The following is a 13,109-nucleotide window of genomic DNA, read 5'->3' on the forward strand; positions in this document are numbered from 1 at the left end:
GTCTGCGTTCGGCCTGGCGACCAGTATTTATTACATTGCTCGTTGTCAAGGCCATACCGGCACAGGCTGCAATTTATTATATGGACTTTCCGGTGCGGATAAATGTTGCCGAGGTAGGGCAAGTTGCTGCAGCCGTGGAAGGATTTGAACTGCATTCTATTGCCGCTGACGAATTTAAACACAATTTACAGTCTGTACTCAGTGATGAGGTGCTTACTTGGTTAACTAACCAAGGGGAGCGTGCTATTACACCAATTGAATTTGCCGCGCATGGCATAAATTTAGTGATGCAGGCACAAGATTTAACCATTGAAATGTCATTAAGCGAAGCGGCAATGGCAACCGACCGCTTGTCCTATGGTAGAACAAAAGACTTTGAACTCCCCACAGGTGAAGCGAGTTGGGCACTGCTTAATAACTTCAATCTTAACCATGAGCGTAGCGCCAACAATACCCAGCACTATTCCCAGTTTGAATGGTTGATCAATGCCAACATGGGCGGTGGCGACGGACTCAACATGCAAAGTGCACTATTCTGGGAAAACGGCTCAGAGCAAGACAACCATTTTTATCGTGGCGATGTTACCTTGTTTTACGACCGACCAGAGCAGCCATTGCGATTCTCGTTTGGCGATACACAGTTAAATAGTACTGGGCACTTGTCCGGTGTGCAGCTGGGTGGCTTTGCCATTGAGAAAGCATACGCGCGACTACAACCACAGCGCCGCGTGTCGCCAAGCAATAGCCAACAATTTGTGTTGCCTCGCCCCGCAACGTTAGAGATTTTTATTAACGATTTTTTACTGTCGAGAATTCGCCTACAAGCTGGCCGCTATGATTTAAACGACTTGCCCCTCACCTCTGGCGTCAACAATATCCATATTGTCGCGACATATGCTAATGGCGAAACGCAAGAATTCCATTTTACTAGCCATTACAATTCGCGTTTGCTGGCACAAGGTCTGAGTGACTACGCCTTGGCAATTGGTTATGTATCATCACTTGATAACGGCAATTATCATTATGACGATGAGCTATTAGTGTCGGGTAGTTACGAATACGGCCTCACCGACTCACTCACCATAGGTATAAATGGAGCAGCACATCCCTTTGGCCATGTGGTTGGTGCCATTACTACAATGAATAGCCCAATCGGCAACGTCTCACTACGTTATTCACAAAGTAAAATCGCCGAAACTACAGGTTCGGCGTACGCTATCGAAACCGAGCACAGTGTTTTTGGCAATGGTAACTTTGGCTCACCCAACTTACGCTTTGGCTATGAGCGAAAAATAGATTTCACCAATACCCCTTGGCAACCGTTAATTGCACTGAGTAATAACCAACGTGCTTACATGGATTATAGCTATATCATTAATTCTCATTTTGATTTTAACCTCAACGCGTCGCGCCTTATCAATAACGAACACAGCGTCACCAAAAATCTGGCGGCGGAGTTTAACTTTCGTTACCAAGGTATCCGCCTGCGGTTTGGCTATAACCACAGTGAGAGTGACGACTTGCGGCTAATATCAGACCACCAATTTATTCTTAATTTCTCTTGGAATGGATTTAACCGCAAGACCAACACCCGCACCAGAAGCGAGTATGACAACCGCAGCAAAGTAGCGAGCGCCAGTTTTGAAAAAACCAATAACAACTTTGTTGATGATTATGGTTACGAACTACGTGCGGAAAAAGGCAGTGACTATCGCCAAGAGCAATTGAAGGCCAGTTACACTGGCGCGTTTTTTAGAACTGACTTCAATGCCAATAATTACTCGCATCACCAACAAAGTGCGCAAAGCAGTGCAAGCATTAACTTATCTACCAGTATTGGCATCGCTGACGGTTATGTTGGTATGGGTGCAAATACCACTACCCCCTTTGCCGTGATCACTAAACATAAAACCCTAAAGCACAACAAGGTGCTCGTGAATGTAGACCGTTTTGGTAGAGCGCAAACTATGCCAAGTGAACGGATTGGCGCACTCACTAACTTAGGCTCAGGTTACACCTATACGCAATTTAATGTCGATGTACCCGATGCCCCGCTTGGCTACGATTGGGGTCCTGGCACTTATTTGCTGGCAGGCGGCGCAACTACCGGCCATCATATACAAATCGGCTCTGATTTATCATTTACCTTAATCGGCGCTGTTGTCGACGACAAAGGCATACCATTTGCAATGAAACGTGGAAGAGTTATTAAATTGACAGGCAGCGACGCCAAAGCGCTAAGTTGGCCATTTTTCACCAACCGCACGGGGCGCTTTGTGCTGGAAGGGATCAGTGCGGGTGACTATAGGATTGAATTAGATGATTATAGAGGTACGTTTAGCGTTCAAGACAGCGAGGAAAGATTTGTGAAAATAGGCACTGTGACACTTGCGCCAGTAACGCACTCAAGGGCTCAAGCACATGACCAATAACCTCTATCTGCTTATCTTATGCAGCTGTGTTATTTTTGCATCTAATGTGCTGGCCAAACCATGCTCTGGTAATTTATTGGTCACGTCAAACCCTTCGGAAATTAAGGTCGAAAATAGCAACCGAGTCTCCGTCTACCTACCATTAAAAATACAACTACCGGATAATTTGGTTGATTGCGCCGATGAGGTCTGGGTGGAAGACGTAAACTATTACTCGCTAGTCTTTTTTGGCCCCACTGAAGACAAATACGCTAAGTTGCTCGACGCACAGTTCAATACTTTATCAGCTCAGAACGGCATTTTTAGCATGCCAATACAAAATCGCACCACCCAGTTATGGGTCAGGTTAAGACATTACAGCCTTTTCCCAACCGGCAACTATACTGGTAGCCTCAAAGTGTCGGTGATCCGGAAAAAGAAAATCATTGAAGAGCAGTATTTAGATTTAACCTACTACTCAGAACCACAAATCGCGATTTCATTAGATAATTCTAGTCAAAGCCGTGTTTCTGGCAGTAATGGCCTATATCACATTGATTTAGGTGAGCTGAAAAGCAACATGCGTTTCTATTGGGGCATCAATATTCTCAGCAATAGCTCATACGATATCGTCTTAGACTCAGAATATAATGGCTTACGCCACGAAATTGACACAAAAACCTTACTTGACTACACCATAGGTTTTGACAACGCCAAAATTTCGTCGTCGGACCGACTTATGCGCAGCTATAACTTCAACCCAGGTGTCAGAAGTAAGTGGTATGGCTTTGAATTTATCCTTGGTAATACCGAATTAATGCCCGCTGGCAACTATCAGGATAATTTATCACTCACCGTATACCCAAGGTAACCTTATGATAAAAATAAAGAATAACTAATAAATAAAAAATACCAGATAAAAACCACGGAGAGAATTAGAACTTTGGCACACCCTTTGCTTTGTTCTTGGTACAGGTAATCATACCTAACTTATAAAACAAATAAATACCAAGCTGTACTTTATTCAGGGGAAAGCCATGAACACATTACTAAAAACTCTATTTGTTGCTACTGCATTCACTTCATTAACTGCGGCTGCTAACGTTTCTACTAGCTCTGGTACAGAAGCTAAATTCTCATTCGAAGGCACTATTGACCCAATGTGTAAAACCAGCAGTGGCACTTCAAACAGCGTGACTGGCCTTATACTGGATGCGTCTCAACAAGTTCAAGATATTGGTACGTTGGATGTATGGTGTAACACAGGTGAAAACGCGATTACCGAATACACCTCGTTAAACGGCGGTTACTTGGTTGCTGACAATGCGACCAACAGCAAAATTGCTTACACCCTAAACATTGGCGACACTTCAGGTATCAACCTACAAACAGGTTCTTACACCCACACTGCAACAGCTGCGGGTACTGGCAACTCAGGTGAGACATCAGCAACAGCATTAAAAATTAAGCCACTTTCAAATGGTTTAGACGATGCAGGTACATACTCAGACACTATCACTGTGACTGTTAGCCCTAACTAATTGTTTTTTAGGCAATGCAGTTTATGGCTTAACCTCATTGCCGTTTTAACCCCCAGCAAACGCTAATCACTCGAAATGGTTAGCGTTATTGCTTTCTACCGATTTTGACTACTCTATTTAACCCATCATTGCGGCAAATTTTTTAAATGCGATCCACGCCCATGCAAGCTTCACTTGTCCGTGATTGTAATAGTCTAAGCGAATTATCAAATTCACATTGAGATCGCAAATTGCTTTTGCTATTGTCTAGCGCGAAGTAAGGACGACCTTACCGCTCAACCTCACAGGGGACGGCCCCAACCAAGTTTTAATTTTGGAGGCCGACATGTCTAGTTATATCTATCTTATTTCTGCATCAATTTTTGAAGTACTTTGGGTGCTGTTTCTTGGCAAATCCGCTGGGTTTTCACGTCTTTACCCCGCTCTTACAGCACTGATTTGTATGGCTATGAGCCTTGTGTGCTTAGCACAAGCAACTCGCACACTGAGCGTTGCGTTCGCCTATGCTATGTGGGTTGGGTTGGGGATCTTAGGCACTGCGCTGGTACAACATTTTTTCCAAAACCAGCCTTTAAAACCATTAAGTTGGGTTTGCTTACTGCTTATCACGATTGGTATTGCAGGATTGCAACTCTGTCAGTCAAGCACTGTCGACGCAGGTTAATACTTAGGCATTAAACAAAGTGCCATGATCCGTTTTACTTTGAACCTAGCGATTTAGAATAACAACGTAATGCCGCTAAATCAGTTTGCGCTTACGGTTACTGTGATGGTATCGGAATACGTACCGGCTGCATTAAGGCCATTGGCCAATGGCGTTATTTTTAGCGAAGTGGCTTTGGTATCGCCGGTATTGCCGGTACCAGCCACAGTTGCCTGCAAATGTTTATAAATGCCATTTTGCAAGTCTACTCCTGTGGTATCACCGATGTCCAAGGTATAAGCCATCTTGCTACCTTGGGCATTGTTAGCGACTAAAAAACCACCATTGAGTGAGCTGTATTCGGTTGTAGCATTTTCACCTGTGTTACACCACACCTCTAACGTACCGATTTCTTGCGCTTGCTGTGAAGTGTCGAGCGTAAGCCCTGCAATACTATTAATACCACTACTGGTTTTACACGCAGGCTCAACCGCGCCTTCAAATGAAAACTTGGCTTGCGCCGTTGTTGCATCCGTCACATTCGACACAACAGGCATTGCAGTGACAACAGCAACAAGCAGTAGTGATTTAAGTATTGAGTGCATAGCGTCCCCTCCCTCACTAAAAGTACAGCAGGTAATCCGTAGTTTGCAACTTCGATGAGACAAACATCATATAGTAGCCAACTACAATGGCCCAAACGTTGAGTGTAAAGGACGCAACATACACGAATAAACCGTAAAAAATTTGCAACAATGTAAATAATATCAAAACCTGAAAGAGCACCTTTTAAAATCCAGCAAAACAAAAAACCTTTTTTTTACACCTAAGTACACAAAACCAGCAGAAGAAACTAATCCCATAACATTAAGCCAGCTCATGTATAAAAATATTTACACCGCATGTATCTATACTGTAAACAAAACACACATGAAAAGCATAACATGCTGATATAAAAAAACTAATGTTAATCCCTTTGATTGCAACCATTGCAATTTTATGAAAAATAATGATTCAACTTTTATGTTCTCACCTATTTATTTTGGGTACAATTTGCGTAACCTACTGGCCGGCCATAAGGGCAAAATCAAAAATAACTATTTAGGGAATAATCATGATCCAATCTAAGATTGCAAGAGCCGTGCACCTAGCGGTGTCAATCACGACTGTAGCATCCGTTAGCTTCGTTGCACATGCACAAGATCAATCACAGAAGGATGAGGCAAAGTTTGAGCGAGTTGAAGTCACTGGTTCACGTATTGCTCGCCATGAATTTGCGCAACCAGCGCCAATCCTGACATTAACAGGCGAACAAATCGAACAAGCAGGTATTCCTGACTTAGCTTCTGTTCTTGCTGAGCTACCAGCCATTGGTGCAACTGCAACTATTCGTGCGAATTCAAACGATAACGGCGCTGCAGGTGTTAGTAACGTCGACTTACGCCGCCTTGGCGAAGCAAGAACACTGGTTCTTGTTAATGGCAAACGTCATGTAGCAGGCTCTGCAGGCAGTTCATCTGTAGACTTATCAACTATTCCTAGTGCATTAATTGAACGAGTAGACGTTATTACAGGTGGCGCATCTGCTATTTATGGTTCTGATGCAGTATCAGGCGTTGTAAACGTTATCCTGAAAAAAGACTTTGAAGGTCTTGAATTTAAAGCAAGTTATTCAAATTCCACAGAAGGTGTTGGTAATTCAAACAAAACGTTTAGTTTACTTACCGGCGCATCAACTTCAGATGGAAAAGGAAACGTCACTTTATTCGTATCACAAGATACGATTGATGAAGTGATGGCTCGCGACATGCCGAATTTTAACACAGATGGCTTAGTACCTAATCCAGCAAACACTGGCGAAAATGACGGTATTGTCGACCGTATCTGGGTAAAAAATGTTACTTCTGAACGCATTAGTCCAAACAGTGTATTATTAGCTGGACCTTACAACTACACATTCAGCAATAATGGTGTTGGCGAATTGATGCCAAACCGTGATCTGACACAAGGCTTTGCATTTGGCTCATTCCCAGATGGTTGTAAATACTGCTTTAACCCTGACGATTATGAAAACTATTTACCACAACGTGAAAAAGTAACCGTTGCGAGTACTTTTAACTATGAAATCTCTGACGAAGTTAATCTTTACGGTGATGTGAAGTATGTACGTTCAGATATTATGCAACAATTTCAACCAAGCTTCAGATTTAATGAGAACCGGGTAGTCATCGCTGACAACCCATTTATACCGCAAGCAACAAAAGAATTCTTTGCCGACAAAGGAATTGAGAGTGCATTCGTCAACAAATTCTTTGATGAAATCGGTAATCGTAGCGCTGACAACAAACGTGAGACGTTTAGAATCGTTGCTGGTGCTAAAGGTACTTTTGAATTAAGCCAAACAGCTATTGATTACGATGTTTATTACTCAAATGGCAGAACCGAAAATAGCCGTCTAACGCTAAATGACCTTATCGTTGGCAACTATGCTGCAGCGCTTGATGCAGTGGTAGACCCAGCTACAGGTAAAGCAGCCTGTAGAGCGAATGTGCCGTCAGCACAACCTGAAGGATACAAAAATCCGGCCACAGTAGACCGCGAGTCTTGCGTACCTTACAACCCATTTGGTTACGGGCTTGCATCGCAAGAAGCAATGGATTGGGTAACCGCAGATGTGCAACGTGACGATACTATTAAGCAACGTTACATCGGTGGTTCACTATCGCTTGACTCAGGTGAATTCTTCGAATTACCTGGTGGCGCGGTTGGATTCGCTTTTGGTTACGAGAAACGTTGGGAATCGTCAGAAACTATTACGGACGAGCTAACTCGTTCTGGCGCTATGGCAAACGCCGCAACGCCAAATACTTATGGTGAATACGACGTTTCTGAATTTTTCGTAGAAACTAGCCTCCCACTACTTGCTGATACTTTCTTGGCACATGAACTAAATCTAGATGCGGCATATCGTAAAGCAGATTACTCGCATGCTGGCGAAGTGGACTCTTGGAAAGTTGGTTTTATGTGGACGCCAGTTGAAGGTTATAGCCTACGTGGTACTTATGGCGAAGCCGTACGTGCACCCAATATTGCAGAAGCATTCGATCCGCGCTCTCCAGGCTTTGGTCGTGTGGACGATCCATGTAGTGTAGACAGAGTAAACGATGAACCAACTCGTGCGGCAAACTGTGCGGCGTTAGGCATTCCTGCTAACTTTAAACCGGACGATGCAGCTTCAAAACGTGTAATTAGTGGCGGTAACCCAAATCTATCTGTTGAGTCGTCTGAATCATTGACACTTGGCTTAGTTATGACGCCAATTGAAAACTTAACCTTCAGCATTGATTACTATGATATTGAAATTGTTGATGCAATCAAAAGTTTAACAGCGCAAACTGTGGCGAATAACTGCGTCGATGGACCAGTTCTTGACCCAGTATTCTGTGGACAAGTAACACGCGATCCGTCAACTTTAGCCATAACCACGGTTGAATCTGGTGAGTTAAATACTGCGAAATTAGAGCTTAAAGGTATCGACTTCGACATGAAGTATACGCTTGACCTTGCTAATTTTGACCTACCTGGCCTTGCTCGTTTTGGTCTTTTTGTCAGCCATACTATTGAGTTGAACAAATATGAATTCCAAAATCGCCCTGAAGTAGTTACGCGTGAACATGGCGAGCTTGGTGACCCAGAATTACAAGCAAACTTCAATGTAACTTATCGTTTAGATGATATTGCGGTCTCTTGGGGTACCCGTTTCATTGACCGTTCTGCGATGATTGACTTAGAGGACACATATACTGCAGATGGCGTAAAACGCGGTGATATTGAAGAAGACCGTGAATTCCCTTATATCGGCAGTTTTGTTACGCACGATTTGTCGGCTAAATACTATTTCGACAAGGCAACTTTAGAAATCGGTTTTAGAAACATTTTTGATAAGCAATTACCAGATTTTGTGACTGGCCGAGGTGAAGATTCAGCATTGTATGATCCTTGGGGACGTCGTGCATTTGCTAACTTGACTTATCGCTTCTAATCATAATTCGATTAACCCAAGGGCAAGTTGTTTAAACAACTTGCCCTTTTCAAATCAAACCAAACAATAAACTTTTCCAATCTCAACATCTTCATCATTGACATAGGTACACTTTATAACCGTGACAAAACCTAAAAAATGATGCTTTAATGTATAAAACACTGTTTTATCCCTCGGCGCCAAATAAGACTTCTCTTATGGATAAATCGTATTCCCCTGTCCGTCTCATTGTATTTTTATTAGCTGCTTTACCCGCCCTGTGTTTTGGGCAGTATCCGCGGTTTGCGAACGAATATTCGGTAAAGCGTCTCACCGCCGAAGATGGCTTTGTGTCCTCAGAGATTTACTCCATCATCCAAGACCAACAAGGCTTGTTGTGGTTTGGCACCGCAGAAAACGGCGTGATGCGCTATGACGGCCGCAAAGTAACCTTATTTGAGTTTGATAGTAATAATGGCCTCTCACACAATGATGCTGGCAACTTGATGTTGGACCGCTATGGTAATGTCTGGATCGGAACCTGGGGAGGAGGAGCGAATCGCTATGAACCACAAACTGGGAGGTTTGAACATTTTTTACATGACCTCAACCGCTCTGACTCGCTCTCTGCCAATCGTATCCAATCTTTATATCACGATGAAGACGGAACAATCTGGCTAGGTTCTTATGACAAAGGCTTGAATCGCTATTTAGGTGACGGGAAATTCGCCTATCTGCAAAAAGGTGACGCGGGCTCTGGACTATCACACAATCGTATTTGGGATATTACATCGAAAGGCCCGCACCAATTATGGATAGCAACCAGTTACGGGCTGAACCTTTACGATAAAACCACCAATACCGTTTCCTACTTTTATCCAGATCCAAATAACCCAACCCCTACCGGGGCAAACGAGATTCGCCATATCCTCATCACTTCGGACGGTCAAACGTTAGTAGGAACGCAACAAGGCCCTTTCGTATTTCAACCATCCTCAGGCTCTTTTATCGAATTGGGCTTGCAAGACGACGAGCACTTAGGCCAAGTCAACTCCATGATAGAGGACCAAGATGGCAATATTTGGTTTGTTACCAGCAAAGGGGTGTTTCGTCTCACCAGCGCTAATCAGCAAATTGAACAACTCGATTTACCGCATTCCAGCGGCTTTCGTATTATTTTTGAAGATCAAGCACGTACTATTTGGATCACCAATGAAGTCCACGGCATTTATAAACTGGTCCCCAATCGCAAGTTTAAGTCCATTAATCATCCTGCTTTAAGCGCGCCCAATGGCATTACAGCTGATGAAAATGGCGACTTGCTGATTGCAACTTCATCTTCTAGTCTGTTTCGCTTTCACGTTGCAACTCAAACCTTAGAAAGTCTCTCTACCGCTATTTTTACCGCCACAAATGGGTTTAATGAAAATCGCTTACTCGAACAGCCAGTGCTGTATCTTGATAACAATCAAATACTTTGGGTTGCGCAAGATGAAGGTATCGCGCGCTTTGACTTAAATACACAACAAGCTGAGCTGTTAACTTACCCAAAAACGGATCCTGCCCATAAACAGTTTCGCGAAATTCGTGCGCTTAGCACAGACAGGCTGGGAAACTTGTGGATTGGCACATATAAAAACGGCATTTATCTTTACGATACCAAAACCAAAACATTCAGCCAGTTGGACAGTAGTGCTGGCCTATCTCACCCCGAAGTCTTGAAGATATTTCGCGATAACAAGCAGAACATCTGGGTTGGGACTGGTGATGGCGTTAACCTTTGGCAAGAGGACAAGCGCACTTTTCAGGTCTTCAAAAATAATAAAAACCAAGCTGACAGTTTGCTCGGCAGCATAGTTCAAGACATTTACCAATCTCAAGATGGCAACATCTGGGTAGCAACTCAAAAGGGTTTGAATCTCTATCTTCCTGAAACACAAAGCTTCAAACATTTCACTACCGCTAATGGCTTGCCAACTACGTTAGTGCGCGCAATTGTAGATGACCAAGCCGGTAACTTGTGGTTAACCACCAATAAGGGCGTTTCCAAACTATCTTTGAGCCGTAAAGAAGTGAAAAATTTTGACAACCAAAATGGTCTCTTGGGGCTTAATTACTACCCAAGCAGCTTAGTTAAAGGCAAAGACAACCTCCTTTTTACCAGCAGCCAACGCGGTGTTGAATATTTCAGTGCTTTGCCAACTGAGACTAAACACCATGAGCCTAACCTAGTGTTAACTGGGTTTCATAAAATGGGCCATCCATTTAAGTTAGATAAACCTTATTCATATGTAACTGATATTTATCTATCCCATCTTGATTATATTTTTTCGCTGGAATTTGCAGTACTGGAGTTTATTGCCCCGCATGAAAATCAATACGCCTACAAATTAGAAGGCTACGACGATAACTGGATTGATATAGGTAACCGCAATACCGCAACCTTTACCAACCTAGATGCCGGTGACTATACCTTTTTAGTCAAAGCCACCAAGAGCAATGGGCAATGGGGTGAAAACGTGTTGGCGATTAAGTTACATGTCGCCCCATCGCTTTGGAAAACTTGGTGGGCCTATAGCCTCTATGTGATTTTGTGCAGTGCTTTAGTTATTACCATCATTTATGTTCGAACTCGAATACACAAAGCAGAAGTTATCCGCCAGAAGCAATTTGTGCAACAGCTTGAACAACAAGTTTCGGAAAAAACGGCGTCGCTAACTGCACAAGCAAAAGAGCTGGCTGACGCTTTGCAAAAAGCAGAAGCAGCCACCCAGCTGAAATCTGAATTCCTCGCCAATATGAGCCATGAGATAAGGACACCAATGAACGGAGTGCTCGGCATGTTAGGCTTATTAAAATCAAGTCAACTGACTCCAGAGCAAACCAATGCCGTTAATATCGCGAGTGCCAGCGCGACCTCACTGCTTACGCTGATTAATGATATTCTCGACCTCTCCAAGATTGAAGCCGATAAACTAGAACTCGAATATATTGATTTTGACTTGAAAGGCCTGATTGAAGAACTTGCCGTTGCCATGGCACTCCCAGCGCAACAAAAAGGGGTTGAGGTGATTGTTGACCTCGTTGATATCAAGCCCAGTCAAGTGAAGTCAGATCCAACCCGGATCAGGCAAATTATCACTAATATTTTGAGTAATGCCATCAAGTTCACCAATCAAGGCGAAATCATTATCACCGCGCAGCTGGCCGCAGCCCAGCAAGCGAATTGTTACCAGTTTACTTGCACTATTGCTGATACCGGGATAGGTATTCCAGCAGAGGAAATCGAGCATTTATTTCAAGCATTTAGACAAGTGGACGCCTCAACCACACGTAAATACGGTGGGACGGGGCTTGGCTTGAGTATCACTAAACGACTCTGTCACTTACTACAGGGTGACATTAAGGTCACCAGTGAGCTTAGGGTGGGGAGTCGCTTTGAGATTACCTGTCTTGTTGAAAAAAGCGCAACTGCCGATGATACCGGACTTGAGCTTGGACATTTAAATTTGCATGTATTGGTGGTTGATGCAAATAGCGCATGCCGCGCCGCAATCCACAAACAATTACAGCGCTTTGGTGTTAAGGTATCTGAAGCTGCCGACTGTAACATGGCAATGAGTCTCTTTCATGCCGTACAATCATCAAGCACTGAGCAAGTCGACATCATTTTATTTAATAAAATCCAAGCTGATCTAAGAGAAGAAAACTGGCCTTGCCAATTGGTAAAGAATTGCAGTCCCTCACCCAAACTTGTCATGATGACACCTTTGGCCGAACAAGGTGAGGCACAAGCCCTGATGAACATGAGCATAGATAGCTACTTCTCAAAACCTGTTACAACGGCAAAATTGCTGCAAAGCTTAGCTTTGGCTAGAGATGAGCTGTCACCTTACCTAAGCGATAAGCATGACCCGCATGCTAGCACAGTAAATCACCTTACTACCGGCACCCCTAGCTGGGCCAAAACAGCCCGGGTGCTGTTGGTCGAGGACAACAAAATCAATCAGTTGGTAGCTCTTAGGGTGTTAAATACGATAGGTTTAAGCACAGAGGTGGCAGAAACTGGCTTACAAGCCATTGAAAAATTACAACTCGCCGAATATGCCATCGTGCTGATGGATTGCCAAATGCCGGAAATGGATGGCTATGAAGCCACCAAACAGATAAGACTCGGTGCAGCAGGCACAAGCAATATTGCAATCCCAATTATCGCTATGACCGCCAATGCGATGCAGGGTGATAAGCAAAAATGTCTTGATACGGGAATGAATGATTACATCACCAAACCCATTGAACCAGAAAAAGTACAGCAAAAACTCGCGCAATGGCTAACTAAAATAAACCCCGCCTTAGCGTAGTCTTAACTTTAATCTTATAGCTTTCATCACAAGTTAAACACCTCTCTTAGTCCGCTTCTGATGGGCCTCGTACTAAGTTACCTGATGAGTTAACAAGTGCAGCACTCACCCACTGCAACGCATTACTTGGCT

At 43.6% G+C, this 13,109-nt stretch carries 7 protein-coding genes; 6 read left to right on the forward strand and 1 reads right to left on the reverse strand.

All coding sequences use genetic code 11. From position 1 onward, the window contains the following. Positions 1–80: 80 nt before the first annotated feature. From ACFOEE_RS00410 to ACFOEE_RS00425, 4 genes are all read left to right on the forward strand, one after another. On the forward strand, positions 81–2,432 hold the full coding sequence (locus tag ACFOEE_RS00410; RefSeq protein WP_377119783.1) for a fimbria/pilus outer membrane usher protein: 2,352 nt from the start codon (positions 81–83) through the stop codon (positions 2,430–2,432). Beyond that, positions 2,422–3,282 carry a hypothetical protein gene (locus ACFOEE_RS00415; protein ID WP_377119786.1) on the forward strand — a complete coding sequence of 287 codons (861 nt, stop codon included), beginning with the start codon at positions 2,422–2,424 and terminating at the stop codon, positions 3,280–3,282. Before ACFOEE_RS00410 ends, ACFOEE_RS00415 begins: the two co-directional genes overlap by 11 nt. A 166-nt stretch (positions 3,283–3,448) precedes the next feature. Further along, the gene (locus ACFOEE_RS00420; RefSeq protein ID WP_377119789.1) at positions 3,449–3,952 is read left to right on the forward strand and encodes a hypothetical protein; all 504 of its coding nucleotides are present in this window, start codon (positions 3,449–3,451) and stop codon (positions 3,950–3,952) included. Positions 3,953–4,277: 325 nt separating this feature from the next. Next, positions 4,278–4,616, forward strand: a complete 339-nt coding sequence (locus ACFOEE_RS00425; RefSeq protein ID WP_377119791.1) for a DMT family transporter — start codon at positions 4,278–4,280, stop codon at positions 4,614–4,616. A gap of 80 nt (positions 4,617–4,696) precedes the next feature. Here the strand turns inward: ACFOEE_RS00425 and ACFOEE_RS00430 are convergent, their stop codons facing one another. After that, complete coding sequence (locus tag ACFOEE_RS00430) at positions 4,697–5,200, reverse strand: hypothetical protein (protein WP_377119794.1); 504 nt, start codon at positions 5,198–5,200, stop codon at positions 4,697–4,699. 509 nt (positions 5,201–5,709) lie between these two features. On the opposite strand from ACFOEE_RS00430, the gene ACFOEE_RS00435 reads away from it, so the two are divergent. Together ACFOEE_RS00435 and ACFOEE_RS00440 are read left to right on the forward strand one after the other, a co-directional pair. Then, entirely contained in the window at positions 5,710–8,637 is a 2,928-nt protein-coding gene (locus ACFOEE_RS00435; RefSeq protein WP_377119797.1) for a TonB-dependent receptor domain-containing protein, read from the forward strand. 197 nt (positions 8,638–8,834) lie between these two features. Continuing rightward, a complete protein-coding gene (locus tag ACFOEE_RS00440) occupies positions 8,835–12,977 on the forward strand; it encodes a hybrid sensor histidine kinase/response regulator (RefSeq protein WP_377119800.1) in 4,143 nt (1,380 codons plus the stop codon). Positions 12,978–13,109 lie beyond the last annotated feature (132 nt).

Origin of the sequence: Pseudoalteromonas fenneropenaei (assembly GCF_042643375.1) — a bacterium.
GTDB lineage: Bacteria > Pseudomonadota > Gammaproteobacteria > Enterobacterales > Alteromonadaceae > Pseudoalteromonas > Pseudoalteromonas fenneropenaei.

What these genes read in the sequence shown, in the direction of transcription:
- ACFOEE_RS00410 (WP_377119783.1), top strand. Translation starts at nt 81, where the DNA reads ATGGACTTTCCGGTGCGGATAAATGTTGCCGAGGTAGGGCAAGTTGCT.
- ACFOEE_RS00415 (WP_377119786.1), top strand. Translation starts at nt 2,422, where the DNA reads ATGACCAATAACCTCTATCTGCTTATCTTATGCAGCTGTGTTATTTTT.
- ACFOEE_RS00420 (WP_377119789.1), top strand. Translation starts at nt 3,449, where the DNA reads ATGAACACATTACTAAAAACTCTATTTGTTGCTACTGCATTCACTTCA.
- ACFOEE_RS00425 (WP_377119791.1), top strand. Translation starts at nt 4,278, where the DNA reads ATGTCTAGTTATATCTATCTTATTTCTGCATCAATTTTTGAAGTACTT.
- ACFOEE_RS00430 (WP_377119794.1), bottom strand. Translation starts at nt 5,200, where the DNA reads ATGCACTCAATACTTAAATCACTACTGCTTGTTGCTGTTGTCACTGCA.
- ACFOEE_RS00435 (WP_377119797.1), top strand. Translation starts at nt 5,710, where the DNA reads ATGATCCAATCTAAGATTGCAAGAGCCGTGCACCTAGCGGTGTCAATC.
- ACFOEE_RS00440 (WP_377119800.1), top strand. Translation starts at nt 8,835, where the DNA reads ATGGATAAATCGTATTCCCCTGTCCGTCTCATTGTATTTTTATTAGCT.